Source organism: Pseudomonas fluorescens (genome assembly GCF_001623525.1).
Classification (GTDB): Bacteria; Pseudomonadota; Gammaproteobacteria; order Pseudomonadales; family Pseudomonadaceae; genus Aquipseudomonas; species Aquipseudomonas fluorescens_Q.
The window spans coordinates 2,184,963-2,211,757 of the sequence record NZ_CP015225.1 but is presented as its reverse complement, the minus strand read 5'-3'; the positions used below and the strand labels follow the sequence as shown (position 1 = coordinate 2,211,757).

The window sequence follows — 26,795 nt, the reverse complement described above, 5'->3', positions numbered from 1 at the left end:
GTCTTCTTCAGGCATTCCCTGAGCGATGAATCGCGAACACTGTTATTTAGGTATTATCTTCTCCCCCTGACGTCCACCCGACGTCGTCGAAATCGACGAATTAATGGGGTCAGACCTTGAACTGATTAATGGCCTGGCGCAGGTCAGCAGCGGCGCCGTCCAAACTGCGGGAGACCGCCGCGGCGTGCTCGCCGGTGCTGCAATTTTCCTGGCTCATCTGCGCCACCGCCTCGATCCGTTGGGCGATTATCTGGGTGGTACGGTCCTGCTCGATCAGTGCCTGGGAAACCGCGCTGATTCCCTCCGATACCAAGCTGGCGCTCTGCAGGATCTCGTTCATGCTGGCCGCCGCGTTTTCCGATAGCGCCTGGCTTTCGCGAGTGCGGCTGGTCACTATGGCCATTTCCGCGACGGCCTGGCGGGCGGAGGCCTGCATGGAACTGACCATATCGCGGATCTCCTCGGCCGAAGTGCGCGTGCGCTCGGCCAACTGGCGTACCTCGTCGGCTACCACGGCGAAGCCACGGCCCTGCTCGCCGGCCCTTGCTGCTTCGATGGCGGCGTTAAGGGCGAGCAGGTTGGTCTGTTCGGCAACCGCCTTGATCACCTCGACGATGGTGGTGATGCGATCCGTTTCGTTGCCCAGTGCGCTGATAGTCTCGCTCGCTCGGCCGACCTGGCGCGTCACCTGGTCGGTTTCCTCTGCTGTGCGGCTGATTGCCTGCGCGCCGCAACCGGCGGCGCCCGCAGCATCCTGGGCTCGGGCGTGAGCATCGCGGGTACTGGCATTGATCTGGCCGATGGACGCGCTCATCTGTTCGATAGCGCTGGCGATGTCTGTGGCTGCTTCGTTCTGCTGCACCGAACTCTTGGCCACCTGTTTAGCCATGGTGCTGGTCTGTTGGGCCGTTTGGTCGATGCGATTGGCGCCGACCATCACTTCGAGCAAGGCGGTCTGCACCCGTTCGAGCAAGGCGTTGAATGCGCTGGCGGCTTGCGCCACCTCGTCGCGGCCATGGTTAAGTGCACGGAGGGAAAAATCGTTGCTGCTGCGCACCTGTTCAAAGGTTGAGCGCAGCTGATGCAGCGGATTGACCACGCTGCGTACGATCAGGGCGGCGAGAATACCGAGGATCAGCATGGTGGCCCCTAGTACGCTGGCGATCAGTCTGTTGGCGGTGGCGATTACCGACTCGCCGCCAGCCTGCGCCTGCGCGGCATCGGTGACTCCAAGCTTGAGCAGCTTCTCCAGCGGCTCACTGGAGGCGTGGATCGCCGCTGCCCAGGGTAGGGTGTTAGTTACCAGCTCCAACGAGCGAATATGTACGTCGTCCCAGCTCTTCGCTTGAGCGAGGGCCTCGCAGATTTCGGTCTGCACTTGGTCGGCGCTCTGGAATTCGTTCCGCAGCGCGCTGAATTCCTGCCACAGGGCCAGCTCTTCACTGCTTTTGGTCTGGGTATCGTAGGCTTTGAACGCCAGCTCGGCCTGCGTCAAGGCTTCGCGGTGGCGCGTGAGGATATCGTTGAACAGGTCGTGGGCCTCGGCCAGGGCGTCGCTCTTGTCGCTCATCGAGTCGAACGCCTCGGGGCGCCAACTGGCGCCCTCCTGCATGGCGGCGATGGAGATCAGTCGCGCGTGACGCAGAGATGCCAAGGCATCAACGGCACTTAGCGCGCCGCTGACCTCTTCCATGCTGTGGCCGGCATTGTGGATACCGAGCCGGCTGGCGGTTCCTACGACGGCGAGGCTGGTGATGAAGCAGAACATCAGGAAGTACAGCTTTGCACGCACGGAGAGATTGCGCATATGACGCTCCTTGGCTTCTGGCGGATGCTTCTGGGCAGCTTGGAGGGCGTAGGGGAGTCTCATTCAACGCATTTGTGCAGGTACACCGGGCCAACGTGGCCCGGGCGATGATGAGTCATACAATCTCGAAGTAGTCCGCCTTGCCGGCTCCGCAGTCCGGGCACATCCAGTCGTCAGGGAGGTCTTCCAGCGGGGTGCCGGGAGGGATGCCGTTGTCCGGATCACCAAGACGCTCATCGTAAATGTGTGAGCAGAAACTGCATTGCCAACGTTTCATGGTCGGGCTCCTCTTCAGGTGGACAGATGGATGACGGGTTGAATGGCGAAACCATGCTGAATCTGCAGGTTGCGCTGTCGTAGCTCCGGCTCCAGCAGCTGCCAGGCCTTCACATGCTGATACGCGGGCATGGTCGGGAACAGGTGATGAATCAGGTGGTAGTTGTGGTACTGACACAGCGGCGTCAGCAACCACTCGTGGCCCAGGCGCATGGAAGTAGCCAGGGTCAAGTCCTGCTCGGATTCCACGTCGTCCTTGACATGGGGCAGCCAGAAGAACACGCAGCCCACCAAGATGAAGACCAGGCGCGAGGGGATGAACCACAACAGCAGCACATGCATGCCGTAACCCAGGTAGGTCAACGCCGCGACTATGGCCACGGTGATCGCCGCATTGAGCAGTGTGCCGCGCAGGTGGCGCATGGCGATCGGATCCCGGTTCTTCATGATGAATAGCAGATAGCCGATTTCCAACAGGGACCAGCGCGCCGGCAGGCTCCACCAGGGGCCGTGCATCCAGTTGTCGGGATCTTTCGGGCCATTGGTGAAACGGTGATGCTGGATGTGCGCCCAACGGAAAATTCCCAAGCTGATCTGCGGTGCGAAGGTGGCCATGCCGATATGGCCAAACAGGTCGTTGAGCTTCTGATTCTTCGCCGCCGAACGGTGAATCGAGTCATGGGCCACAGTGAACTGCCAGTACATCAGGAAGGTATTGAGCAGGCAGGTCCAGCCTAGGTTGAAGTAGCCGAGCACGGCCAGGATGTCGGCAACAATCACGCCGCCGGTGGAGGCGATCAGCAGGCCAAGCACCATGGGGGATGCGCCGGGGACACGGCACAATTTTTCGAGGGCCGCGCGCTTTTCCAGGGGGACGGTAAAGCGAGCCAGGGCATTGATAGTCACAGGTCTTCTCCTCTACATCAGCTATGCGACGACTGGCTAGTCGGTGGCTGCGGGTTTTTTGTTGGGGGGGCGATATCGCCTGCGTGCAGAAAACTGTCGATCAGCGGCCATGCCATTTCGCGCAGAGACAGGCCATGCACCAGCTGGTTAGCCGTGTGCAGCGAGAGCATCCCGTGCAGCAGGCTCCATAGACCGTGGGTAAGTAACAGGGCATTGCCATGCAGGCGTTTCTGGTCAATGGCGGTCTGTACCAGATCGACGCACGAGGCGAAAAACTCCCAGCGTTCTGTCAGCAGCGGTGGGTATTCGGTGAGATCCGGCTGAGTGTCAGAAAAAATGAGCCGGTACTTGGCTGGTTGGCTGCTGCCAAACGCCAGTAACTCCCGAAGGGTCGAGCGGATGCGTTCGATCGGATCTCTTTCGTCATCGTTGGCCGGCATTGCGGCGGCCTTTAGCTCCAAAAGGCATGCGCGACGCATCTCGGCGACCAGGGCTTCCTTATTGGCGAAGTAGCGGTAGCCGACGGTGTGACTCAGTCCCACCCGCTTGGCAATCCGACGCAGGGTGACGTTGTCCATACCTTCTTCCAAGTACAGCTCCAGGGCTCCGCGCACCAGGGTCTGGCGGAGGTTCTCGGTTTCATCGGCTGAGTAGACTGGGCGGGCCATGGATTATCGTGTTCAGTGGGGTGTGGGGCCAAATTAACAGCATTTTTCAGTATTGTTAACTGTGTAAAAATAACATTGTTAATCTTTGAGGACCGCTAATCTGCTGCTATCTATCTGAATAAAAAAGTGATTTCGCCTGCTTGCCGGTTTCGGCAGGTGGTTGAAAATCGTCGAATCCGACGAGCGGGAATGCGGTGTGCTCGACCCTGGCGCTCTTTGGTTTTCTGGGCGAATGCAGGAGCGTGAGTCGTAGTGAAGGGTTAAGAAAAGGGGCGTTCAGTTGAGCAGTTAGTCGGCGGCGACTGGACTGTCTGGTGCGGGTGTTGGGGGAATTCGTCGAAAGCGACGATCTGGGTTTTCGGGGGCATCGATACAGTGCCGGCTATCGAGTCTTCACTCCCCTTCAGAGGTTCGCGATGACGACATTAATTCCCACCCGTAACTGGGATGACCTGGTCCAGCATGACCGCGTGCATGGTTCGGTCTACACCGACGAAGAGCTCTTCCAGCTCGAGTTGGAACGGATCTGGTACCGCACCTGGGTTTACGTTGGCCATGTCAGCGAGGTTCCCAAACTCAACGATTTCGTGGTCAAGTCGATCGGCCCTCAGCCGGTGATCATGACCCGCGACGGGGAGGGGCAGATCCATCTGCTACTCAACCGTTGTCCGCATCGAGGCAACCAGGTGTGCCTGGAGCATGCGGGTAATCGCAGATCATTTACCTGCCCCTATCACGGTTGGACCTTCTCCAATACCGGTACCTTGCGCGGTTATCCGTTCGCGGCCGGCTACGAAGGCACCGACCGAAGCACTCTGGGCTTGGGCAAGGTGGCGCGCATCGGCATTTACCAGGGCTTTGTGTTCGGCAGCATGGCCGTGGAGGGGCCGACGCTGGAGGAGCACCTGGGGGCTGCCCGTGGCGCGCTTGATGCGCTGGTGGTGACGTCGCCCGAGGGGGAGGTGGAAATCACTGCCGGCTTCCTGCAGCACAAGGCCAAGTCTAACTGGAAGTTCATCGTCGAGAACGAGACCGACGGTTACCACCCTCAGTTCGTTCATGCCTCGATCTTTGATGTCGCCTCCAGCGGTATCGGCGATCTGTACAGTGCTGACTCCACTGCCGTGGCCCGGGACATGGGCGGTGGCCACACCGAGATCGACCTGCGACCAGAGTTCCGCCGCATCGGCCAGCCCATGGGCTGGTTTGGCACCACCGAAGCACGCCTGCCCGAGTACGTGAGCAAGATGCGTGAAGCATATGGCACCGAGCGCGCCAACGAAATCATGATCGATGGCACGCCACACATCATGATCTTCCCCAACCTGTTCATCGCCGAAATCCAGATTTTCGTGATCCAACCGCTGGCGGTCGACGAGACCGTGCAACACGTCACCGCGCTGCAGTTCAAGGGCGCGCCCGATCTCAATCGGCGACTGCGCCAGCAGACAATGGGCTCGGTCGGGCCGGCTGGTTTCCTGCTCGCCGACGACTCGGAAATGTACGAGCGCACCCAACGTGGGGTTCGCAGCCGCAATCCGGAGTGGAACTACCTCGGCCGCGGCCTGGCGCGTGAGCGCCGCGATGCTGACGGCTTCCTGATCGGTGACGCTACCGACGAAGTGACCACCCGTGGCATCTGGAGCCACTACCGCTCCCTGATGGAGGCGCAATAAATGGGCAGTGCAGTTATCCCGGAAAAAAACCTGATCGTCGAAGTTAGCCAGTTCCTCTACCGCGAAGCCCGTCTGCAGGATACTCACGAGTACGACGACTGGGAGGCTCTATGGACCACCGACGGTGTGTACTGGGTGCCGGCCAACGGCGATGACATCGACCCGGAAACGCAGATGTCGATTATCTATGACAACCGCTCGCGCATCGCCCTGCGGATCAAGCAGTTCCATACTGGCAAGCGCCACACTCAGTCTCCGCGCTCGCGCCTGGGGCGGGTGCTGTCCAACGTCGAGATCATCGAGGCCAGTGGTGACGAGATTCGGGTGGCAGCTAATGCCATGGTCTTCGAGTCCAATCTGCGCGCCGACACCGTGTGGTGCACCCGCAACGAATACCTGCTGCGTCGAGAAGAAGGCAGCCTGCGCATGGCGCGCAAGAAAGTGGTCTTGGTTAACAACGACAAGGCCCTTTTCACCCTGTCTTTCCTAATCTGAGTTCGTCTTCCATGAGCAGTATGGATTGGCGCAGATGCTGGGGCTGCACGGCGGCGGGTAAGGGCGGGTCATCAATGTCGGTTACGAGGCCTGGGAGGCGTGCTGGGGCCGCTACCAGTGCGTCATGCAGTTGCTGCCTGAAGCCCCTTCCTGCGCCGGGCAGCCCCCGTTCTTCAAGCGGCTCGATCAACCAGGAGTGAGCCCGTTTCTGACCCCTGGATGGCAGGTAAGGGAGCCGCCACGAGTTCGTCGCAAACGACGATGTGCGGCTTCCGGCAGCGGGCGAGCATGACTGAAAAATGCAAGCCATAGTCATCTCGAAGAGAGCCGCCCCATGTATCCACAGAACGAAACTGCCGTCATTGTCGGCGCCGGTCATGCAGGTGCCGAACTGGTGGCTACGCTGCGTCAGAACGGCTATCCCGGCCGGATTATCCTGATCGGCGATGAGCCCGAGCTTCCTTATCGGCGCCCGCCGTTGTCCAAGACCTACCTTTCCGGCGAGGCGAGCCGCGAGTCGTTGCTGATTCGCAGTGCGGCCGCGTACGACAAGTTGCAGGTGGCGTGCTGGACCGGCGTGCAGGTCTGCGCCATCGACCGCGAGCGGCGGACCGTCACGCTCAGTGATGGCCGGACTCAGGCCTATGACAAGCTGGTGCTGGCTACCGGCGGAAGGCCGCGTCGCCTGGAGGAGCCGGCTGCGCAGAAACCCAATGTCCATTACATTCGTAACCTGGCGGATATCGAACGGTTGCAGCCGGACTTCGTCGCGGGCAAGCGTCTGCTGGTGATCGGCGGCGGTTACATCGGTCTGGAGGCCGCCTCGGTCGGGATCAAGAACGGCCTGCAGGTCACCGTCCTGGAGGCGGCGCCACGGGTGCTGGCACGGGTCGCGGCTCCGGAGATTTCCGCGTTCTACGAGGGCGTTCATCGCCGCCGGGGCGTGGATGTGCGCACGGAAACCAGCGTGCAGGTATTCCAGGGTGCCGAGCGAGTGGAGTCGGTGCAGCTAAGCGACGGCAGTGAGTTGCCGGTCGACTTGATCATCGTCGGCATCGGAATCTTGCCCAATGACCAACTGGCCCGTGACGCCGGTCTGGAGATCGACAACGGCATCGTCGTCGACTCTTACGCGCAGACCCTTGATCCAGACATCCTGGCGGTTGGCGACTGCGCCCGACACGTCAACGGTTTCCTCGGCTGTCTCATCCGCATCGAATCGGTGCCGAGTGCCCAGGAGCAGGCGCGCACGGCCGCTCATACGATCTGTGGCAAGAACCTGCCACACATCGCCGTACCCTGGTTCTGGTCCGACCAGTTTGATCTCAAGCTGCAGATGGTCGGCCTGTCCCAGGGCTACGACCAACTGGTGCTGCGGGGTGATATGGCTGCTGAATCCTTTTGCGCCTTTTACCTGCGCAAGGGGGTGGTGTTGTCCGTCGACGCGGTCAACCGGCCGCAGGACTTCATGGTTGGCAAGCGTCTGGTTGCCGAGCGGGTTCAAGTCGATCCACAAGTGCTGGCGGACGAAAGTATTGACCTCAAGTCGTTACTTGCCGCAGCGCTCTGACGCCGTTGCCAGAACAGTAGGAAGTAGAACTATGCCGAAAATCATTTTTATCGAACATTCTGATGTGGTGCACAGCGTTGAGGCCGAGACAGGCCGCTCGCTGATGCAGATCGCCGTCGACAATCTGGTGCCGGGCATCGACGGCGAATGCGGTGGGGCCTGCAGCTGTGCAACCTGCCATGTGTATGTCGATCCCGCCTGGCAGTCACTGTTGCCGGCGCGCAGCAGCGACGAAACCTTCATGCTGGAAGGCGCCTTCGAGGTCAATGAGAGCAGCCGCCTGGGCTGCCAATTGAAGATGTGCGAGGAGTGGGATGGGCTGGTGGTCAGGATTCCAGTGAGCCAGGGTTGATGTGCAGACTTCCTGTAAGTCTGCCTCAGCAAGTGAGGTTACGAAGTTGAATGGATTGATCTAACACACTTCACGATCACGAAGACCGGCGGCCTGGCGGTAACCATGGTTGCACCTAGATGGCATAGAGTGCGATTGCGGCACCGCCAGTCAGTCCGATCCAGGCCATGAAAATGCGGCGCAGTACCCGAGGAGCCCCGCGAAGCTCCATGAAGTCCATGCCGATGTAATAGACCTTGATGAAGGCGATGGCTATCGCAATGGAGGACGCCAGGTGTTCGCTGGTGGCGGAAAAAGGGTGGCTGGTACTCAGCCACCAGGTAGCGCAGGTGGCTAATACCAGAGAGAGCCAGACGATGGTCACATGTTGCTGCGAAGAGGCACTCATGCGATGCATACCAAATAGAGCAGCGTGTAGATGAGGATCCACAGCAGATCGACCATATGCCAATAGACCGCCGAGATTTCGACAAAGGCGCGCTCATCGCTCCAGGAAGCTTGGCTGTTACATCTGCTCCACCAGAGGCTGAGCAGGCATACGCCAATCAGAACGTGCAATAAGTGGATGCCAGTCAGAACGAAGTAAAAGGTGAAGAACAAGGAGCTTGTAGGTGTATGCCCATTGGCGACTTCAATGCTGTATTCGATTGCCTTGAGGCTGGCGAATCCTAACGCGCAGACCAAAGCGCCTAGTATCAGGCGGCCGGCGCGGACGGTATGACCGCGACGCTGTGCGCCCACGGCGAGCACAACCAGGTATGAGCTGAGGAGTAGGATGAGTGTGTTGATGCCGCCGATGCTCTGGAACAGACTGCCTGCATCGTTTGAAAAGGCACTACGATCTTGGCGGTTGTTCCAGAGGAACGTCAAAAAGAGGGCACTGAAAATCATCATGTCACCGAAGATGAATACCCAGATTCCCGCTTCGCCAGGGTGGTTGTCATCGGCGGCATGCGACGGTTTACCCTCTATGGGCATTGCGACGTCGTTGCAGAGAAAGTCCGGGACCTGAGAGGTCATGCAGAGGCTCTTTCCATTTTGGCGAGGGCAATGATTTGTGCATTGGCGTGTTTGATTGCAACGCCCATGCCTACCAGGAATACCGCGTAAGCCCCCAGTGCCAACCAGAAGACGAAGATCCCGTTCCAGGCGAATGGTCCGCTCATGAAGAAGTAAGCGAGTACGTCAGGTACAAAGGCCAATGCAACCCACAGATTGAGGAACCCTGCCCAGCGTGGAAAGACTTTGTGGGGGGCGCTGAGCACTGCCGTGCCGATGGCAATGTTTTGGACCATGAAAGGTATGATCCCCGTGAACAGCAACAACCAAGCGATATCGTTCAGTGTTCGATACTCCTCGGGTGTTCGATCGGTACGAAAGGCGATGGTCGCCCACAGTAACTGGGGGAGGGTGTTAAGTATCACGGTAACTGCGCCGGCAATCATCTGGGTAAAACTGAGCAATGGGTAACGGCCTTCCATGCGCAACATGTGCATTGAGATGGCAGCCAACATGGGAAGCATCAGTCCAACCCCGACGGAAGCAATGACAAAGCCCATCTTCGTCACCGTCGCATCGTCGATGAAGAACGCGGCGACTTCTATAGCGCTGGTTGAGGGGCCTAGGGGGAGTGGCAGTATTCCTGCGATCAGCCACCCGAGACAGGTCACAACTAATGCGGCAGTACCGCTCCAGGCGCTGATGCTGAAAACGCGCTGGTTCATAGTGCTTCCTTAGGACTACTGCTGGTGTGGTCAACAGCGTGGGATTGTGGGATGGGTTGTGATACGGCTTTTGCATGTTCTTGTTGTTGGGGTTCGAGCACCGCTTGTGCTGCTTGCCAGGGGTATGCTCGTTCAATCTTGGCCGCTACCAGAATGGCGGTTTCGGCACAGGCGGTCGTTGCCGCGCTACCCCATTCTTTGACGCCATCACCGACGTTCCAGAGGTTCGCAATGGGGGTTTCATTCGGCAAGTCCGCGCCAGCCATGGCTCGTTGCGCGGGCCACTCGTCGCGGGTCACTACCACGTCCAAAATGCGTGCCTGCGCGAAGCCAGGGAACTCGTCTAGCAGGTCAGCTTTCAGGAGTTCTATTTCATTGGTTTCATTGAAGTCGCCGGTGCAGGGTTGCGGTACGCTGGCTCCGCAGTAAAGATGCCAGTTTGGCGGCGAGTTTTCCGGACAGGTTGGCGTGAAACTCGTTGCGTAGCAGAGCCTCCGGGTGGAGCTGAAGCAGGCAAATCCTGGGAAACTGGCCAGGGGCGTAGTACTGGCAAAGTAAATCGTGATGATGGCGCTTGGCTGGTACTGGCGCTTTACCGTAGTGATGTAGTCGGCGGGAAGGTTTGCGTCCCCGCACAGGCCAAGGGTTGCCTGTGGCCCTATGTCACTCACCGTCAGCTTGGTTGTCAGTTGCCGTGGGATTCCATCGCGATTGACCGTAGCACCGTTCACCGTGCCGTCGGTTGCAAAACTAAGTTGCTCTACTTGCGCGTTCAACCAAATCTCGCCGCCGTGACGTTTGTAGGCAGTGAGGAGTTCCTGCCATACCGTTACGGTTCCACCAGGAGGGAATCCGAATTGCTTGAATGCTCCTTTGGTCGTCAGGTAGTGCAAAAAAAGATCGGCGGGTAACAGGTATGGCGTGGTGGCAAAGATTGATCCAATGAAGTTGTGAAGTACACCCAGGACCGTCGGATTGTGGGTGAAGCGTGTAACCCAGGCATGACTGGACTCACCTGGGCGCGGCTGGAGTGGTGGGATAACGTGGAGAGCAAGCCGCAGTAGCTTTATAGCAACACGGTTTGCCATGCCAGGAAGGCCCGCCGAGATGTTTATATCCTTGCCTGAGACCCGGCAAACTATACCCGGCGAGGGTTGACGCACTATCAACCGTGCGCCAACTTCGTTGAACACCTCTTCAGTTTCTGTACCTATTTCAATCCCGAGTGCCCCGGTATTCACGGCGAAGCCATCTTTGTAACGAGTCGATGCGCGACCTCCGACTTCGCCGAGCCGCTCCACGAGCAATGTGCGGTAGCCGCGCTTTGCCAGCAGCGCCGCGGTAAACAGACCACCGGCACCCGCGCCAATGACTAAGGCGTCAAATTCTAGGTTGTCCGACATGATTGTCTCCTTGCGCCAAGGGGGCGTTACAGGCCGCGGCCGATGATTTCCCTGAGGATCTCGTTGGAGCCAGCGTAGATGGGTTCGATGCGTGCATCGATGTACATGCGGGCAATCGGGTACTCGAGCATATAGCCGTGGCCGCCGAACAACTGCAGGCAGCGGCTGATGATTTCGCATTGCTGCTCGCTGATCCACCACTTGCTCATCGAGGCAATGTCGGCGGTGATGGTGCCATCTAGATAGCGTTCGACGGCGAAGTCGGAGAACACCCGGGCAATAGTGGCCACGGTCTTGATCTCGGCCAGTTCGAAGCGCGGGTGTTGTAGATCGATCAGACGCTTGTCGAACATGGTGCGGTCGTGGGCATAGTCGCGGGTCACGCGGAAAGCGCGTTCCATGACGGCGGCGCAGTTGATGCCGGTCAAGGTGCGTTCGTAAGTGAGGTCCTGCATCATCTGGTAGAAACCGCGACCTTCGACGCCGCCGAGCAGCGCGCTTTCGGGCACCTCGCAGTCTTCGAAGAACAGCTCGCAGGTGTCAGAGCCGTGCAAGCCGATCTTCTTCAGGCGTTGGCCGACGCGAAAGCCCGGGTTGTTGGTTTCAAAGATGAACAGCGAGACGCCCTTGGCTTTTTGCTTGGGGTCTGTTTTTGCCGCCAGCACCAGGATGTCGGCAATGGAGCCGTTGGTGATAAAGGTCTTGGCACCGTTGATGATGTACTTGTCGCCCTGCTTGATGGCGCGGGTGCGCATGTTCTGCAGGTCTGTGCCTCCGCTGGGTTCGGTCATGCCCATGCCGGCAATCAGTTCGCCGCTGGCCAGGCCTGGCAGATAACGCTGTTTCTGCTCTTCGCTGCCGTAGCGTTCGATGTAGTGGGCGGCGATCACATGGATCTGCTGGCCACAGCGCCAACTGGTATCACCGGCCAGGCACAGTTCTTGGGCCAGTACCGCTTCGTGGGCAAAGGTGCCGTCGGAACCGCCGTATTCGCTGGAGATGTCCGGTAGCAGGATGCCGGCGGCACCGGCCTTGAGCCAGACTTCGCGGTCGGTGGCGCCTTGTTCGTACCAGCGCTCCTGATTGGGGGTAACTTCTTCGGCGGTGAAACGTCTGGCAAGATCTTGCAGCGCCAGAAGCTCTTCGTTCATCCAGCGCGGTTGGTAACTGTCGATCATAGGAATGTCCCTGCTTTGCTTTGGGCTGTGCCTGCATGCTAGGCAAGGGGGGATTGTTCAGTGTCGTCGTTTACGACGATTTCCATCTTCGAAGCGTTGGCGATGATGAGGGTCAGTCAGTCCTACCAGAGAGTTGCGCCATGTCCGCTGCCCCGGCACCAATCTTCCCTACCGAGACACTGACGCCGCAGTTGGCGGCGGATATCCAGCGGATATTTGCGATTCAGCGCCAGACGGCACTAAGCCTGCGCAGCTCCACTGTCGAGCAGCGCATCGCCAAGCTGAGACGCTTGCGTGAGGTCCTGATGATGCATCGCGAAGCCATAGTCGAGGCCGCCGGGAAAGATTTCAAACGGCCACCGGTGGAGGTCGATTTCACCGAGCTGATGCCGGTGATCATGGATATCTCGGACTATTGCAGGCGCCTGAAGAAATGGCTAAAGCCACGCCGTGTGCGACAGTCGATGATGACGCTGGGAACTCGCGCCTGGGTTCGCTATGAGCCGCGTGGGCGCTGTCTGATTCTGGCACCATGGAATTACCCGGTAACGCTGACCCTGGGGCCGCTGATCCCGGCCATTGCCAGTGGCAATACGGCGATGATCAAAACCTCGGAGATTGCACCAAACCTGTCGGCGGTATTGGTAAAGATCATTCGTGAAGTGTTCGATGAGTCCGAAGTGGCTGTGTTTGAGGGCGATGCCAGTGTGGCACAGGCGCTACTCGAGCTACCCTTCGACCATGTTTTCTTCACCGGATCGCCGTCGATTGGCAAGGTGGTGATGGGCGCCGCAGCCAAGCATCTCACCAGTGTCACCCTGGAATTGGGCGGCAAGTCGCCGGTGGTGGTCGACCAGAGCGCTGACATCGAGCTTGCGGCCAAGACCATCGCCTGGGGCAAGTTCATCAATGCCGGGCAGACCTGCATCGCGCCAGATCACATTTATGTTCACAGCAGCATCCATGCGCAGTTTGTGCAGCGCGTTTGCGCTCACCTTGACACCTGGTACGGCGAGGGACTGGCCGCCATGGATGCTGAACTGTCACGGGTTATCAACGTGCGTCACACCCAGCGTGTGGCCGACCTGATCGACGACGCCAAGACCCGCGGTGCGCGACTGATTTATGGCGGAGCAGTGGATGTCGGCGCGCATTTTGTTTCGCCGACGTTGTTGGGGGACGTACCTGATGACGCGCGGATCATGCAAGAAGAAATCTTCGGGCCGGTGTTGCCAATTATCGCTTTCAATCATCTGGATGAGGTGATCGAGCGCATCAACGCAGCGCCCAAACCACTGGCGTTGTATATCTGGAGTCGCGACCCGGCCAGTGCCGATGCGCTGATTGTCCGTACCAGTGCTGGCGGTACTTGTGTCAACCACATTGCCGCACACTTTCTGCACCACAACCTGCCGTTTGGTGGAGTCAATAACTCCGGCATCGGCAGTTACCATGGCGAATGGGGCATTCGCGCATTTTCCCATGAGCGCGCCATCGTCAAGACGCAGGTGCTTTTGGCGACTATGTTCTTTCCGCCTTACAAGCCACGAGTGCGCAAGATACTCGGCTGGATACTCAAGCATCTGTGAACCACTGCATAACAACCATAATCGTGTGCAGCCACACGAGCGTAAGCAATGCCAACTGTCAAGAGGCCGCTGCAATGAGCGACAAGCAACCCCAACTGTACCCAGGCGTGCATGCTATGCGTACGCCGGAAAAACCCGCTGTGATCATGGCTGAAACAGGCGCCACGCTGACCTACGCCGCACTGGATACCTATGCCAACCGGCTCGGCCGCCTTTACCAGTGGTTGGGTCTGAAGCCAGGTGATCACGTGGCCTATTGCCTGGAAAATCGCCTGGAGTGCCCAGCAGTACAGTGGGGAGCGCATTATGCTGGCCTGTATTACACCTTTATCAGTACGCGTCTGACTGCTCTAGAGGCGGCCTACATCGTGGCTGACTGTGAAGCCCAGGTACTGCTGGTCAGTGCCAAGACAGCACCGGCGATTCTTGATGCCGTGCGCGCCTTGCCAAGGCCACCGCAGATCTACAGCCTCGACCCGGTGCCTGGCGTCAAGCTATTCGATGACGCGTTGTCAGCGTTCGATGGCAGCCCCATTCGTGATGCCGTGGAAGGTAGCGAAATGCTTTATTCCTCGGGTACTACTGGGCGGCCAAAGGGGGTGAAGCCGAACCTTACCGGTTTGCCTTTGGGTAGTACGGCGGTAATCGCAGGTCTTATGCAGCGCGGTTTTGGTGTTAACGAAGAGTCGGTGTATTTCTCTTCATCGCCTTACTATCACGCCGCGCCTATGAAGTGGGGGCAAGGCATGACCATCCTGGGCGGCATCCTGGTGCTGGCGGAGAAGTTCGACCCCGAAAACGCCCTCAAAGCCATTGAGCGCTACCTCGTCACCCACAGCCAGTGGGTGCCGACCATGTTCCACCGCCTGCTGGCGTTGCCGCAGGAAGTGCATGAGCGCTATGACCTGTCGAGTCAGAAGGTTGCGGTGCATGCAGGGGCTCCATGTCCGGTACCGACCAAGCAGGCGATGATCGAATGGTGGGGGCCGATCCTCGCCGAGTTCTATTCCTGTACTGAAAGCATCGGTTCCACCATGGTCGATAGCAAAACCGCGCTGGCGCGTCCTGGCACTGTCGGTCGCGCTATTCTCGGCGAGCTGCATATCGTCGGTGAGGACGGTCAGGAGCTACCGGTGGGTCAGGATGGCTTGGTGTATTTCGCCAACGGCCCGCGCTTCAGCTACCACAAGGACCCGGAGAAAACCGCCGAGGCCTACAATGCGGCCGGCTGGGCCACGGTGGGCGATATCGGACATGTGGATGCCGATGGCTTCCTGTACCTCACCGACCGCAAAAACAACATGATCATTTCCGGTGGGGTCAACGTGTACCCGCAAGAGACCGAGAACGTACTGATCACTCACCCCAAGGTGTTCGACGTGGCGGTGATCGGCACGCCTCACCGTGACTTTGGTGAGGAGGTGCGCGCGGTGGTGCAACTGGAATCGGGCGTGGAACCTTCCCCTACGCTGGTCGATGAGCTGATTGCCTACTGCCGCGAGCAGTTGTCGCCGATCAAGTGTCCGCGGGTGATTGACTTCGCCGAGAGCTTGCCGCGTGAGCCCAACGGCAAGCTGCTCAAGCGCCTGCTGCGTGACGAATACCGTGCCCGGTTAGCCTGAGCACCGTGCCATAACGAAAAGGCCGCCCAAGGGCTAATGCCAGTCAGTCAAGGATCACATGACACAAAACCTGTGGGAGCAAAGCTCCCACAGGTTTGAGGCTTAACTGATCGGCATTACACCCAAGGGCGGTCTTTTCGCTGGTGAGTGGTGTTGCGTTCAGGTGCACAGGCCCATGCGTCGCGCGATGGCGATGGCCTGGGTGCGGCTGCTGGCGTGCAGCTTGAGGTTTATGTTGCGCAGATGGGTGCGCACGGTCGAGTCGGAGACGAACAGCTTTTCCGCCATCGCTGCATTGGACAATCCTTGGCCCAGCAGGTTGAGCACTTTCAGCTCTTTCTGCGTCAGCGGGTCGACCAGTGTGCCGTTGCTGCCGGCTGCGGGCTGAGCGGTGGCGCTGCTGCGCAGCCAGCGTTCGAGGCTGCTGTCATCCGTTGCGTCCTTGTCCTCGCGTTCGTTGTGCAGCTCGCGCAGCATGATCTGTACGGTCGCGCCTTCCTCCAGGAAGGTACGCACGAAGCCTTCGGTCTGGGCGAACTTCAGGGCCCGCTCCAAGGTGCGCAGGGCCATTTTCGCCTGGTTGTCGCGGTACAGCGCCTCGGCCAGCAGAATGCGCAGTTTCAGCGCCCGGCGCCCGCGTTGCAGGCGTTCGGCTTCGGCCAACTCGCTGCGCAGCGGCGCGATGGCCTTGCCGGACGCTCCACTGCGGATCATCCAGCGCAGGCGGCAGATGGTCGGGGTCAGGGTGTCGTTGGCGATGCCCCAGTGGGTCGCGGTCTCGGTCCAGGGAAAGGTCTGTTCGGCCAGGGCCAATTGTTCGAGGGCGCCGTTCTGGTCGCCATGGGCCAGCGTTTGCATGGCCCGTTCCAGGCGCGCACTGGCCGAGACGCGGGGCAGACCCAGGCGGTGGCCGACGTTTTCCAGTTCGCTGAGCATTTGCAGGGCGCGATCACGGTCGCCCTTGTCGTCGGCGATGCGGGCCAGCAGGGTATGGGCGGTGATCAGGCCGTCGGAGAGACCGAGATCTTGCACCAGGGGGGTATAGATCAGTAACAGGCGCAGGGCTTCCTCGCACTCGTCGCTTTCATAGAGCGTCTCGGCCAGCTGGACGGCGGCCAGGGCGTTGCCATTGCGATCACGTCGGCGCGAGCCTTCGAGCATGGTCGTGGCCAGGCGCAGGCGCGCGGTCGCTTGTTTGAGGCGGCCGGCCATCATGTCGAGCAGCGCTTCGGCCGATTCGGCGAGGACGAAACCGAACGCGCCAGCGGAATCGCTCTGCGCCCGACGTGCCTCATCGACGTATTGGTGCGCTTCCTGATGTCGGCCAAGGAGGATGCTGGTCTGCGTCAGCGCCTGGTTGAGCATGGCCCAGGCGAAGGGGTATGCGGTGGTTACCTGGGCCAGGGACTGCGTGCCCATCTCGTAGGCCTGTTCGGATTGGTCCATCATCACCAGCAGCATCGGGCGCAGGGCCAGCAGATAGGCTGCGGACTCGCCCGAGAGGGTGCTGCTGTCGATATCGGCCACCAGGGTCAGGGCCTCCTTGGGGCCCCAGGTGAAGGCCGTGCACCAGGCGCGGATCAATTGCAGTCGGGGGTGACGCTGAAGCTCTGCCTTCGGTAGTTGACCGATGCACTCGGCCAGCAGGCGTAGGCGGCCCTGGCTGAGCAGCATGTCGACATGCTGGTGGAGCAGGTCGATGGCAATCTGTGTATTGCCGCACTGCAAAGCATGGCGGATGGCCGGAATGACCCGTCCTTGCGCAAGATAGGCATTGCAGGCGGCCAGGTGCAGGGCTGGCAGCTCTTCGTTGTAACGGCGTTGCATCTGGTGGCGGAGGAAGTCGAGAAACAGGCTGTGATAACGGTAAAGGTCGCGCTGCTCGTCGAGCGGGACGAGGAACAGTTGGTGGCGCTCCAGCTCGCGCAGCATGTCGAGGCTGTCGCTGCAGTCGCAGATCGCGTTGCACAAAGCCGGGCTCAACTCGTCGAGTAGGCTGCTGCGCAGCAGGAACAGGCGCAGTGGCTCGGGCAGGGCGGCCAGCACATCCTCGGCTAGGTAGGCGGCGATGGCCGCATTGGAACCGGAGAAGGAATCGAGGAACTTGTCGGTGTCGCCGTGGTTCTCCAGGGCCAGCGAGGCCAGCCAGAGGGCAGTGACCCAGCCTTCGGTGCTGCACTGCAGGCGCTCTACCTGGGTGCTGCTCAGGCCGACACCGCGGCGCTGAGTGAGGAAATCCTGGGTTTCCTCGACACTGAAGCGCAGGCTGGCGGCATCGATCTCGGTCAGGCTGCCACGTGCGCGCAGACGGGCCAGGCCTATATCCGGCAAGGTGCGGCTGCCTATGACTAGGCAGGTCTTGTGCGGAATCGCCTCGATGCCGCGAGCCACCAGGCCGAGGACGACAGGGTTGCGAATGGCCTCGAAGTCGTCGAAGAAAATGGCCAGCGGGGTCTGGTGTGTACCGATCTGGTCGAGGATCCAGGCAACCAGATCGGTGTTGCGCAACTGGCCCAGGTCCTGTTGCGGCGCGTCTGGCTGTAGGCCGGCGATGGCGGTGGCGAAACCGCTGAGGAAGCGCGAAACATCGTTGTCGCCAGCGTCGAGGGTAAGCCAGACGGTGGTCATGCGCTGTTGGCGATAGCGGGCCAGCAGCTGGGTCATGAAGGTGGTCTTGCCGAAGCCGGCTGGTGCATGCACCAGCACGGCACGGCTGGTCTCGGCTTGGCCCGCGCGGTCGAGCATGGCCTGACGCGGGACTTCGAAGTGCGAGGTGGCGGGAGGCGTCACCTTGGCTCGCGAGATGTAGGGCAAGGAGCGGTGATTCGACGACATCATGAATCCTTCATGGAGGTGCGATGCCTCCGCCTGTTCTTATTGGTTTCTTAAACTATGGGGCAAGCGGTACCTGGCGCAAGCCCTTTCAACGCTTGTGACTAAAACCAGACAAGGTTAAAACAGCCGAGGAAGCGGAGTCTACGAGGTGTAAATGAGCATTTCGAGGCTGTTTCAAACACCGTATGGCCGACGGCCAGGAACTCGTGAACGGGTTCTGGGCTGGTTATCGGGCTACCACCCGCGGTCGCATGGCACTGGCGGCAGATACGGGTTGGCATAGTCTGGTGCGGCAGTACTGCGGTGATCGTCGCTTCCGACGATGTGGTCGGTCAGGGAGGCTCATAGGCTTCGGTCATGCAACCGAAATCGCCAAGAGGAGCCTCCCAATGTCACAGGCAGTATTCATTTACGACGCCGTACGCACGCCGCGTGGTAAGGGCAAGAAAGATGGCGCGCTTTACAGCGTCAAACCCGTGCACATGGCCGCCGGGCTGCTGACCGAGCTGCAGCAGCGGTACGATCTGGATACCTCGCGTGTCGATGACGTGGTGCTCGGCTGTGGCCAGCCCGTGGGCGAGCAGGGGGGCGACGTTGCCAAATGCGTGGTTCAGTACGCCGGCTGGGACGAGAGCGTGCCCGGTGTACAGATCGATCGTTTCTGCGCCTCTGGCCTGGAGGCGGTGAATCAGGCGGCCAGTCGCATTGCCAGCGGTTGGGAGGACTTGATCGTGGCAGGTGGCGTTGAGTCGATGTCGCGCCTGCCAATGGGCGCCGCCGGCCAGGCCTGGATTCAGGATCCGGAAATCGCCTTCAAGCTGCAGTCGGTACCCCAGGGCATCGGGGCAGACCTGCTGGCCGCGCTCGACGGCTATTCGCGCGAGGATGTTGACCGCTTCGCCTTGGTTTCCCAGCAGCGTGCCGCCCATGCACGCGACAGTGGCTACTTCGATCGCTCGGTGGTGCCGGTGCGCGACCTTAATGGTCTGGTCGTTCTCGAGCGCGACGAGTTCATTAAACCGGCCACCACCCTGGAGGCTCTGAGCCAGCTCAAGCCTTCATTCGCCGCCATGGGTAAGCTCGGCTACAGCGACGTAGCCCTGCGTAAGTACCCCCAGGTGGCGCGCATCGAGCCCATCCATACGGCCGGTAATTCCTCGGGTATCGTCGACGGCGCCAGCGCCACGCTACTGGGCAGTGAACGTATTGGTCAGCAACTGGGGCTTGCTCCGCGCGGGCGGATCATCGCCACCGCGGTGCTCTCCACCGAGCCGACGCTGATGCTGGCCGGCCCCGGTCCGGCTGCCAAGAAGGCCCTGGCCAAGGCGGGCCTGAGCGTGCAGGACATCGATCTGTTCGAGATCAACGAGGCCTTTGCCTCGGTGGTGCTGCGCTTCATGCGCGACCTCGATATCTCGCCGGAAATCACCAACGTCAATGGCGGTGCCATTGCCCTCGGCCACCCGATCGGCGCCACCGGCGCGATGCTGGTCGGCACCGTGCTGGATGAGCTGGAGCGGCGCAACCTCAAGCGCGGCCTGATCGCCCTGTGCGTCGGTGGCGGGATGGGTATCGCCACCATCATCGAACGCCTCTGAGCCACTTCAAAGCCGCTGCGAGTCTGTGCCGTGGCGGATCACTCTTTCTACGAGAAACAACCTATGAGCGCATTCAATTACGAGAAGGACGCCGACGGCATTGTCACTGTGACCATGGATATGCCGGGGCCGGTCAACGCGATGAACCAGTTGTACCGCGAAACCATGGCCGCGACGGTGAATCGCCTAGAGCAGGAAAACGGCCTGACCGGTGTCGTCATTGCCTCGGCGAAAAGCACTTTTTTTGCCGGTGGCGACCTTAACGAGCTGACCGATTTCAAGCCCGGTGATGAAGCCGATTTTCAGGCCAAGATCGAGCTGACGAAGAATGACTTGCGCCGCCTTGAGCGTTTGCCGGTGCCGGTGGTCGCCGCGATCAATGGCGCGGCCCTGGGTGGCGGCTTCGAGATCGCCCTGGCCTGTAACTACCGGGTGCTGCTCAACAGCCCTGCCGCAGTGGTCGGCCTGCCCGAAGTCTCCCTCGGTCTGCTCCCGGGGGGCGGAGGCATCGTCCGTCTGGTGCACCATCTGGGCCTGGAAAGAGCTTTGCCGTTGCTGCTTGAAGGCAAGCGCATGAAGCCGGCGGAAGCGCTGGCCCTGGGGCTGGTCAATGAGCTGATCGAACAGGCTGATGCATTGGTGCCGGCGGCCAAGGCCTGGATAAAGGCGCAGGTCGGCGATGATGGCGTCAGCCTACAGCCTTGGGATCACAAGGGGCACAAGATTCCCGGCGGAACTGCGCAACAACCCCATGTGGCGCAGATGATCGCCGGGGCTCAGGCGATGACGGCGAAGAACACCCGCGGCCTGCTGCCGGCGCCGGAGCGTATTCTCGCTGTGGCGGTGGAGGCTACCCTGCTGGACTTCGATGCCGCGCTGCTGGTGGAAACCCGTGGCCTTACCCACCTGGCCGCCAGCGTGCAGGCGAAGAACATCATCAACACCATGTTCTTCCAGATGAACGAAGTGAACGGTGGCTCTAGCCGGCCGACAGGTTTCGACAAGAGCAAGGTGAGCAAGCTCGGCATCATTGGCGCCGGCATGATGGGCAACGGCATCGCCCATGTGTCGGCCAAGGTCGGCATCGAGGTGATGCTGCTGGATGTCAGTCTGGAGGCCGCCGAGCGCGGCAAGGCCAATGTCGAGAAACTGCTGAGCAAGACGGTCAGCCAGGGGCGCCTGAGCGAAGCGAAGAAAGACGAGATTCTCGCCCTGATCAAGCCCACCGTGGACTATGCCGACCTGCAGGGCGTCGACTTCGTCGTCGAGGCCGTGTTCGAAAGCGTCGATCTGAAAGGCAAGGTCACCCAGCAGGCTGAAGCGCAGTTGCCTGAGTCTGCCGTGTTTGGCACCAACACCTCGACCCTGCCGATTTCCCTGTTGGCCAATGCCTCCAAGCGCCCGGCCAATTTCATCGGTATCCATTTCTTCTCGCCGGTGGAGAGAATGCCGCTGGTGGAAATCATCTGTGGTGAGCAGACCAGTGACGCGGCCTTGGCCAAGGCCTTCGACTTTGCCCGGCAGATCGGCAAGACCGCCATCGTGGTCAACGATTCGCTGGGCTTCTTTACCTCGCGCACCTTCGGCAGCTACTTCGACGAAGGCTGCAAGCTGCTCCAGGAAGGTGTTGATCCACTGCTGATCGACAACCTAGGCAAGCAGATCGGCATGCCGGTAGGGCCATTGACCGTACTCGACGAAGTCAGCCTGGAGCTGATGCGTAAGGTCAACGAGACGCAGAAGGAGATGGGCGTGTTTGCCACCGTCTTCGACAACAGCCACAGCGACGCGGTCGGCAACATCCTGATCAAGGAGTACAACCGCCCGGGGCGTCACTACGGCGGTGGCTTCTACGACTACCCGGAAGGCGGCGAAAAGACCATCTGGCCGGGGCTCTACGAGCTGTTCGTCAGGCCGGAGGTGGTGCTGCCGGTCGAGGATATCAAGGAGCGTCTGTTGTTCCGTCAGGTTATCGAGGCGGTGAAGTGTCTGCAGGAGGGTGTATTGCGCTCGGTGGCGGACGGTAACGTCGGCTCGATCCTCGGCATTGGCGCGCCGACCTGGACCGGTGGCTTCTTGCAGTTTGTCAACGGCTATGGCGTCGAGCGTTTTGTTCAGCGTGCCCGTGAGCTTGCGCAGACCTATGGTGAGCGCTTTACGCCACCGGTGTTGCTGCTGGAGAAGGCCGCCAAAGGTGAAGAACTGCGTTAACCCTGGTGACGGCGCAATTCGTCGCTTTCGACGACCGAAACGGGAGGGGCTGAGCGTAAGTTAAATTCAACGACCCCCCGCGACCCGGGCGCGTAGCTTGGGGGCGGACGGATTGCACCAATGCCTGAAATGCTTGCGGGTACTGGGCGAAAGTCCTCGAGCCCGTTGACCCCTAGTCTGGTGCTGCCGCGGTGGCGCCACCCGATGAATATAACAAGAGAGGGAAACATGAAGCGAAGCAACCTAGCCAGCGTATTGGCGCTTGCCGTCCTGGCCGGCGCCGTTCAATCAGCTTTCGCCAGCGAGGCGGGGCAATTGGGTGGGGCTGAGCTGACGGCGTTCGGTGCGCAGCGTAGCGGTAATGCCGACGGCAGCATCCCGGCGTACTCGGACGAGCCGCTCAGCCTGCCAGCCTGCTACGACAAGGACGAGCCGACCAACTTCTGTGATCCGTGGAACGATAAGCCGATATTTACCATCACGCCGCAGAACCTTTCCCAGTACGCCGAGCGCCTGACCGAGGGGCAAAAGGCGCTGTTCGCGCGCTACCCCGAGTACAAGATGAATGTGTACCAGACTCGGCGTACTGTGCGTTTCCCGCAAACCTATCAGGACAATACGCGCAAGAACGTGGACGCCTGTAAGACCGCCAACGCCGGGGTCAGTATCGAGGGCTGCTATGCGGGTCTGCCGTTCCCGCTGCCGAAGACCGGCAACGAAGTGATCTGGAACCACCAGTTGCAGTACTCCCCGCCCTTGCAAGCTAACGCCCGATCCTATCTGGTCGATGGTAGTGCTCGGCGGATTTTGCTGAATGCATTGAAGGTATTGGAATCCAGCGAGTTTCTGGATACCACCGACAACGGTCCGAAAGGCAGCGGTGCCGAGTTTTGGCGCGTACGCTTCTTCGTGTACGACCCGGCCCGGCGTAACGGCGAGCAGACGCTGGCACGCTACCAGGTCAGCGGCGAACAGCGCGCCTGGCAGTACCTTCCTGGCCAGCGTCGGGTCAAATTGGCCCCGGATCTGGCTTATGACACACCGTCGCCAGTGGCGGGCGGCATCACCACCATGGATCAGCAGCGTTTGATCCTGGGGAAACAGGATCGCTACGACTTCAAGTATCTGGGAGTGGAGGAGAAGCTGATCAACTACAACAACTTCGCCGTCTACGACTACAAGGCGTGCTCGGAAGACAAGCTGTTCACAAAGAGTTTCCCGAATCCGGAGTGCATCCGCTGGGAGCTGCACCGTGTGCGGGTGGTCGAGGCCACGCTGAAACCGGGCTTCCGTCATCTGCTACCCAAGCGGCGCTTCTACATCGATGAAGATGCGAGCGGGGCCGGTACTGCCGACAGCTACGATGTCACCGGCAAGCTGATTCGCATCGACAGCATGCTGACCATCCCGAACTATGTGTACGGCTATGGACTGATTCCGGACAATACGCTGACGTTCGATCTGGAGCGAGGTGCTTACATTCTGCCGTCCTTTACGGGTTTCAAGGGGGGGCGGCTACGCAGCGATTGGCAAACCCCCCGGAGTCCACCTGGTCCCCCGAAAACATGGGGCAGACGGGTATCCGTTGAATGAGTAACGGTACAGGCCGCAATTCGTTTCGGGGGCGGCCTGGTGCTATCTGCAAAAAGGATCGCTGGAGGCCGGAGGTGCCGCTCCCTAGGTGCAGATGCCTGCCTAGCCGATGTATTTGGACGATGGATGGCTGCAGACAGGCCCGCTTCGGCGGGCCTTGTTGTTTCCGGGCTTCCTATGGCCACTTCTATCGACTCACGTCCCGCTAACTGGATTCGTCGGTTCCGACGACAGGGGTGGGGGCTGTGGAGCGTAACGTCGTCTGCCAGTAGTCATCGTACGGGGCATTCATGCTCCTCTGCCAGGAGTGTTCCGCCGCGATGTTCGGTATGTGCGAATGGGCTAATAAATAACAAGAAGGAGCCAAGTCTATGAAGATGGCAAGTCGATACCGGGCAGCGGGCGGCAGCCTGCTGGTCGCGCCAATGATGGTTTTTTGTGTGGCTGGGCCGGCAAATGCGGTTACGGTCGATCTCGGCAATCCTGATATGTCGCTGCGCTGGGATAACACCGTGCGCTACAACGTGGGTTTTCGGGTGAATGACTGCGATAAGGATATTTGTGGAAACGACGCGGGCGCGGGCGATGTGACGGCTTACCAGTCCGACCGCAAGTTCTCCGATGCCGGCGACGTGGTCACCAATCGTGTCGATATCCTCACTGAGATGGACTTCGTTTACAAAGACCGTCACGGTGCGCGTCTGAGCGCCAGCGGCTGGTACGATCAGGCCTATGACGGTGATGTCGAGGGAGACCGTGCACTCGATGCCAGTGGTGCTGGCAACGGCGCGGGACGTGACGGCGACAACTACAGCCGCTACACCGATCGCTGGAACAACGGCCCCTCTGGCGAGATCCTGGATGCCTTCGTGTTTACCGGCTTCGACCTGGGCAGCGTGCCGGTCAACTTCAAGGCCGGCCAACATAACGTGTATTGGGGCGAATCGCTGTTCTCCTTCGTCAACGGTGTGTCTTACCAGCAGGGCCCGGTGGATATCCGCAAGGCGCTCGCCACGCCGGGCACCGAGGCCAAGGAACTGTTCAAACCGCTCAACCAGATATCCATGATCGCCCAGTTGCAGCCGGATCTGACCGTTGCCGCGCAGTACCTCCTGGACTGGAAGCCGATGCTGGTCCCCAATGGCGGTACCTATTTTGGCGCGATCGATGGCCTGAGCTTGGGCAGTGGGGGCAGCGTCTTCGGCTTGCCCTTTGAGATTACCGACGAGCCGGACAAGAAACACGGCGACTGGGGCATTTCGGCCCGCTGGTCGCCGCAGTGGTTCGATGGCACCCTGGGTTTCTATTACCGCGAGTACACCAACCGCTTCCCACAGCTGGTGCTGACCAAGATGGTGGTCATTCCTGGTGTGGGTGCCTTTCCGGCGGGAGCGGGTATCGACTACTCCTCGAACAAGCGGGAGAAGTTGTACGGCGTGAGCCTGTCCAAGCAGGTCTGGGGTATTTCCTGGGGTACCGACATTACTTACCGCGAGGATGCGGTGCTGGCCACTACGCCGCTTTCTAACTTTGTGCCGGAAGGTACCGCCCCGGATACTTGGGTGCCTCGCGGCAAACTGTGGTCCGGCGTGTTCAACGGTGTGGCCTACTTCAGTAAGTCGCCGTTCTATGATGCTGCTTCCTTGACCGCTGAGCTGAACTACTCCTATCTGGACGAAGTCACCGAGAACGCGCAGACGTACAATGGCAAAGGCTACAATTGCGCCGACGACCATAACGCCACCAAGATAGCCTGCCAGACTCGCGATGCTCTAGGCGCGTCTCTGATGTTCCGGCCTACCTGGTACCAGGTAATGCCGGGAATCGATTTGTCCATGCCGTTGTTTGTCGATATCGGTTTGCACGGTAACTCGCCGGTCATGTTCGGTAGCAACGAAGGGCAGGGCACCTGGAGCATGGGCGTGTCTGCGGACATCTATGCCCAGTACAGCGTTGATCTGAAGTACAACGGTTTCATCTCCAAGCATTCGGATGATGAGCTCGGTGCTGGCAGCCTGAATAACTCCTCCCTGGGTAAGTACTGGGATCGTGACTGGGTATCTCTGACCTTCAAGACCACGTTCTGACAGGTCGAGTCGACTACCAGGAGCGATCGCCTGCGCGCGCGGACGGTCGTTCCTGATGGGTGTGCGTTTCGAAAGCCCTGAAGTGAGGTTTGTCATGCTTGCTGGAATACTGTTTTATTCTGCCCCTCTGCCTCGCTCGATTCTCGGGCGTCTGCTATTTGTCTGCTTGTCCTTGGCGATGCCCTTTGTGCATGCGTTCGAACCTCCGCTACAGGTCGCTGCCGTGCATAGCGAGCGCATGGCTGCCGGTCCGATGCTGGCGATTACCCGCGCCGGTGAGCGTCTGGTCGCCGTTGGCCTGCGTGGAGCCATCCTGTTTTCCGACGATCAAGGGCGCAGCTGGAGTCAGGCGCAGGTTCCGGTAAGTGTGGATCTGGTCGCTGTTGCTTTTGCCAATGCGACCCAAGGGTGGGCCGTAGGGCACGGTGGGGTGATTCTGCACAGCGATGATGCTGGAGCCACCTGGCAGAAACAGCTCGATGGCCTGCAGGCCAGCCAGCTGGCCATCGATTTCTATACCGCGAGCGCCGCTCGAGTGGCGGACGCAGCGGGTTACCTGGAGAAGGAGAAGCGGCTGGCGGTCGATCATGAGACCCAGCCATTTCTCGACGTTTACTTTGCCGACGAGCTTCACGGTTATGTGGTCGGCACCTTCAATCGCATCTTCGCTACCGAGGATGGTGGGCGTAGCTGGCTTCCGCAGATGCATCTGACCAATAACCCACAGGAGTGGCACTTCTACGCTGTCACGGGGCGCAATGGCCAGCTGTACCTGTCTGGAGAGCAGGGCCATGTCTGGCGTCGCGATGCACAGAGCGAGCAGTTCGTCTCGATAGATACGCCCTACAACGGCACCTTGTTCGGCGTTACTGCGACCGAGGGCGAGGTCTATGCCTATGGGATGCGCGGTAGCTTCTTCCGCAGCGCGGATCAGGGGCAAAGCTGGAGTCGCACCACGTTGCCACTGGGCAGCAATCTGATGCGGGTACTGCCGCTCGGCGCGCAGCGTCTACTTGTAGTCGCGCAGAGTGGAGAGGCGCTGTTGAGTGACGACGGAGCCCGGATTTTCAAGCCGCTGCGTCTGAGCCAGCCGATGCCTTACTACGGTGCCGTTCTGCTGGGCGACAGCCGCCTGGCGCTTGTCGGTGCCTTGGGGATCAGGGTCGAAGACCTCTGATCGCTGCCTCTACAACAATGAGAAGAAC

21 protein-coding genes and 1 pseudogene are annotated in these 26,795 nt (G+C 60.1%); 11 read left to right on the top strand and 11 right to left on the bottom strand.

What is annotated here, in order from left to right; all coding sequences use genetic code 11:
- Window positions 1-109: 109 nt before the first annotated feature.
- The 5 genes and pseudogenes from TK06_RS33430 to TK06_RS09335 all read right to left on the bottom strand — a co-directional run bounded on the left by TK06_RS33430 (window position 110) and on the right by TK06_RS09335 (window position 3,657).
- A complete protein-coding gene (locus TK06_RS33430) occupies window positions 110-889 on the bottom strand; it encodes a methyl-accepting chemotaxis protein (protein ID WP_409077379.1) in 780 nt (259 codons plus the stop codon).
- A 78-nt stretch (window positions 890-967) separates the two neighbouring features.
- Window positions 968-1,807: pseudogene (locus TK06_RS33425) on the bottom strand (HAMP domain-containing protein); the annotation flags it as partial.
- Between the two features lie 115 nt (window positions 1,808-1,922).
- Window positions 1,923-2,084: a rubredoxin gene (locus tag TK06_RS09345; protein WP_063321856.1), complete on the bottom strand. Its 162-nt coding sequence runs from the start codon at window positions 2,082-2,084 to the stop codon at window positions 1,923-1,925.
- Window positions 2,085-2,098: 14 nt separating this feature from the next.
- Entirely contained in the window at window positions 2,099-2,989 is an 891-nt protein-coding gene (locus tag TK06_RS09340) for a fatty acid desaturase (protein WP_063321855.1), read from the bottom strand.
- Between the two features lie 17 nt (window positions 2,990-3,006).
- Complete coding sequence (locus TK06_RS09335; protein ID WP_063321854.1) at window positions 3,007-3,657, bottom strand: TetR/AcrR family transcriptional regulator; 651 nt, start codon at window positions 3,655-3,657, stop codon at window positions 3,007-3,009.
- A gap of 416 nt (window positions 3,658-4,073) precedes the next feature.
- Here TK06_RS09335 and TK06_RS09330 point away from each other — a divergent pair, with 416 nt between their 5' ends.
- From TK06_RS09330 to TK06_RS09315, 4 genes are all read left to right on the top strand, one after another.
- Window positions 4,074-5,333: an aromatic ring-hydroxylating oxygenase subunit alpha gene (locus tag TK06_RS09330; RefSeq protein ID WP_063321853.1), complete on the top strand. Its 1,260-nt coding sequence runs from the start codon at window positions 4,074-4,076 to the stop codon at window positions 5,331-5,333.
- Entirely contained in the window at window positions 5,334-5,828 is a 495-nt protein-coding gene (locus TK06_RS09325; RefSeq protein ID WP_063321852.1) for an aromatic-ring-hydroxylating dioxygenase subunit beta, read from the top strand.
- A 334-nt stretch (window positions 5,829-6,162) separates the two neighbouring features.
- Window positions 6,163-7,398: an NAD(P)/FAD-dependent oxidoreductase gene (locus TK06_RS09320; RefSeq protein WP_063321851.1), complete on the top strand. Its 1,236-nt coding sequence runs from the start codon at window positions 6,163-6,165 to the stop codon at window positions 7,396-7,398.
- 31 nt (window positions 7,399-7,429) lie between these two features.
- Window positions 7,430-7,750: a 2Fe-2S iron-sulfur cluster-binding protein gene (locus TK06_RS09315; RefSeq protein ID WP_063321850.1), complete on the top strand. Its 321-nt coding sequence runs from the start codon at window positions 7,430-7,432 to the stop codon at window positions 7,748-7,750.
- A gap of 115 nt (window positions 7,751-7,865) precedes the next feature.
- On the opposite strand, the gene TK06_RS09310 is transcribed toward TK06_RS09315, so the two are convergent.
- The 5 genes from TK06_RS09310 to TK06_RS09290 are packed head-to-tail and all read right to left on the bottom strand — an operon-like array spanning window position 7,866 to window position 12,055.
- Window positions 7,866-8,138, bottom strand: a complete 273-nt coding sequence (locus TK06_RS09310; RefSeq protein WP_063321849.1) for a cytochrome C oxidase subunit IV family protein — start codon at window positions 8,136-8,138, stop codon at window positions 7,866-7,868.
- Window positions 8,135-8,770: a cytochrome c oxidase subunit 3 gene (locus tag TK06_RS09305; RefSeq protein ID WP_063321848.1), complete on the bottom strand. Its 636-nt coding sequence runs from the start codon at window positions 8,768-8,770 to the stop codon at window positions 8,135-8,137. Before TK06_RS09305 ends, TK06_RS09310 begins: the two co-directional genes overlap by 4 nt.
- Complete coding sequence (locus TK06_RS09300; RefSeq protein WP_063321847.1) at window positions 8,767-9,474, bottom strand: hypothetical protein; 708 nt, start codon at window positions 9,472-9,474, stop codon at window positions 8,767-8,769. Before TK06_RS09300 ends, TK06_RS09305 begins: the two co-directional genes overlap by 4 nt.
- Complete coding sequence (locus TK06_RS09295) at window positions 9,471-10,877, bottom strand: phytoene desaturase family protein (RefSeq protein ID WP_063321846.1); 1,407 nt, start codon at window positions 10,875-10,877, stop codon at window positions 9,471-9,473. Before TK06_RS09295 ends, TK06_RS09300 begins: the two co-directional genes overlap by 4 nt.
- 26 nt (window positions 10,878-10,903) lie before the next feature.
- Window positions 10,904-12,055: an acyl-CoA dehydrogenase family protein gene (locus TK06_RS09290; protein WP_203417420.1), complete on the bottom strand. Its 1,152-nt coding sequence runs from the start codon at window positions 12,053-12,055 to the stop codon at window positions 10,904-10,906.
- 140 nt (window positions 12,056-12,195) lie between these two features.
- On the opposite strand from TK06_RS09290, the gene TK06_RS09285 reads away from it, so the two are divergent.
- Together TK06_RS09285 and TK06_RS09280 are read left to right on the top strand one after the other, a co-directional pair.
- Window positions 12,196-13,644 carry an aldehyde dehydrogenase family protein gene (locus TK06_RS09285; RefSeq protein ID WP_063321844.1) on the top strand — a complete coding sequence of 483 codons (1,449 nt, stop codon included), beginning with the start codon at window positions 12,196-12,198 and terminating at the stop codon, window positions 13,642-13,644.
- 74 nt (window positions 13,645-13,718) lie between these two features.
- Window positions 13,719-15,266, top strand: coding sequence for an acyl-CoA synthetase (locus TK06_RS09280; RefSeq protein WP_063321843.1), 1,548 nt, complete (start codon window positions 13,719-13,721; stop codon window positions 15,264-15,266).
- Window positions 15,267-15,425: 159 nt separating this feature from the next.
- On the opposite strand, the gene TK06_RS09275 is transcribed toward TK06_RS09280, so the two are convergent.
- A complete protein-coding gene (locus tag TK06_RS09275; RefSeq protein WP_161951735.1) occupies window positions 15,426-18,101 on the bottom strand; it encodes a LuxR C-terminal-related transcriptional regulator in 2,676 nt (891 codons plus the stop codon).
- A gap of 389 nt (window positions 18,102-18,490) precedes the next feature.
- On the opposite strand from TK06_RS09275, the gene TK06_RS09270 reads away from it, so the two are divergent.
- The 5 genes from TK06_RS09270 (at window position 18,491) to TK06_RS09250 (ending at window position 26,767) form a co-directional block, all read left to right on the top strand.
- Entirely contained in the window at window positions 18,491-19,699 is a 1,209-nt protein-coding gene (locus tag TK06_RS09270) for an acetyl-CoA C-acetyltransferase (RefSeq protein ID WP_063321841.1), read from the top strand.
- A gap of 63 nt (window positions 19,700-19,762) precedes the next feature.
- Window positions 19,763-21,910, top strand: a complete 2,148-nt coding sequence (locus TK06_RS09265) for a 3-hydroxyacyl-CoA dehydrogenase NAD-binding domain-containing protein (RefSeq protein ID WP_063321840.1) — start codon at window positions 19,763-19,765, stop codon at window positions 21,908-21,910.
- A 228-nt stretch (window positions 21,911-22,138) separates the two neighbouring features.
- On the top strand, window positions 22,139-23,503 hold the full coding sequence (locus TK06_RS09260) for a DUF1329 domain-containing protein (protein WP_063321839.1): 1,365 nt from the start codon (window positions 22,139-22,141) through the stop codon (window positions 23,501-23,503).
- A gap of 371 nt (window positions 23,504-23,874) precedes the next feature.
- Window positions 23,875-25,590 carry a DUF1302 domain-containing protein gene (locus TK06_RS09255; protein ID WP_063321838.1) on the top strand — a complete coding sequence of 572 codons (1,716 nt, stop codon included), beginning with the start codon at window positions 23,875-23,877 and terminating at the stop codon, window positions 25,588-25,590.
- A gap of 178 nt (window positions 25,591-25,768) precedes the next feature.
- Window positions 25,769-26,767 (top strand): WD40/YVTN/BNR-like repeat-containing protein, encoded by a 999-nt coding sequence (locus TK06_RS09250; protein WP_161951734.1) that lies wholly within the window; start codon window positions 25,769-25,771, stop codon window positions 26,765-26,767.
- Window positions 26,768-26,795: the final 28 nt, after the last annotated feature.

Bases quoted from the DNA above. Each gene is read 5' to 3' on its own strand.
- TK06_RS09300 (WP_063321847.1), bottom strand. From the start codon at position 9,474: ATGAACCAGCGCGTTTTCAGCATCAGCGCCTGGAGCGGTACTGCCGCA.
- TK06_RS09335 (WP_063321854.1), bottom strand. From the start codon at position 3,657: ATGGCCCGCCCAGTCTACTCAGCCGATGAAACCGAGAACCTCCGCCAG.
- TK06_RS09260 (WP_063321839.1), top strand. From the start codon at position 22,139: ATGAAGCGAAGCAACCTAGCCAGCGTATTGGCGCTTGCCGTCCTGGCC.
- TK06_RS33430 (WP_409077379.1), bottom strand. From the start codon at position 889: ATGGCTAAACAGGTGGCCAAGAGTTCGGTGCAGCAGAACGAAGCAGCC.
- TK06_RS09330 (WP_063321853.1), top strand. From the start codon at position 4,074: ATGACGACATTAATTCCCACCCGTAACTGGGATGACCTGGTCCAGCAT.
- TK06_RS09285 (WP_063321844.1), top strand. From the start codon at position 12,196: ATGTCCGCTGCCCCGGCACCAATCTTCCCTACCGAGACACTGACGCCG.
- TK06_RS09345 (WP_063321856.1), bottom strand. From the start codon at position 2,084: ATGAAACGTTGGCAATGCAGTTTCTGCTCACACATTTACGATGAGCGT.
- TK06_RS09320 (WP_063321851.1), top strand. From the start codon at position 6,163: ATGTATCCACAGAACGAAACTGCCGTCATTGTCGGCGCCGGTCATGCA.
- TK06_RS09310 (WP_063321849.1), bottom strand. From the start codon at position 8,138: ATGAGTGCCTCTTCGCAGCAACATGTGACCATCGTCTGGCTCTCTCTG.
- TK06_RS09280 (WP_063321843.1), top strand. From the start codon at position 13,719: ATGAGCGACAAGCAACCCCAACTGTACCCAGGCGTGCATGCTATGCGT.
- TK06_RS09295 (WP_063321846.1), bottom strand. From the start codon at position 10,877: ATGTCGGACAACCTAGAATTTGACGCCTTAGTCATTGGCGCGGGTGCC.
- TK06_RS09305 (WP_063321848.1), bottom strand. From the start codon at position 8,770: ATGACCTCTCAGGTCCCGGACTTTCTCTGCAACGACGTCGCAATGCCC.
- TK06_RS09270 (WP_063321841.1), top strand. From the start codon at position 18,491: ATGTCACAGGCAGTATTCATTTACGACGCCGTACGCACGCCGCGTGGT.
- TK06_RS09290 (WP_203417420.1), bottom strand. From the start codon at position 12,055: ATGATCGACAGTTACCAACCGCGCTGGATGAACGAAGAGCTTCTGGCG.
- TK06_RS09275 (WP_161951735.1), bottom strand. From the start codon at position 18,101: ATGTCGTCGAATCACCGCTCCTTGCCCTACATCTCGCGAGCCAAGGTG.
- TK06_RS09250 (WP_161951734.1), top strand. From the start codon at position 25,769: ATGCCCTTTGTGCATGCGTTCGAACCTCCGCTACAGGTCGCTGCCGTG.
- TK06_RS09265 (WP_063321840.1), top strand. From the start codon at position 19,763: ATGAGCGCATTCAATTACGAGAAGGACGCCGACGGCATTGTCACTGTG.
- TK06_RS09315 (WP_063321850.1), top strand. From the start codon at position 7,430: ATGCCGAAAATCATTTTTATCGAACATTCTGATGTGGTGCACAGCGTT.
- TK06_RS09255 (WP_063321838.1), top strand. From the start codon at position 23,875: ATGAAGATGGCAAGTCGATACCGGGCAGCGGGCGGCAGCCTGCTGGTC.
- TK06_RS09325 (WP_063321852.1), top strand. From the start codon at position 5,334: ATGGGCAGTGCAGTTATCCCGGAAAAAAACCTGATCGTCGAAGTTAGC.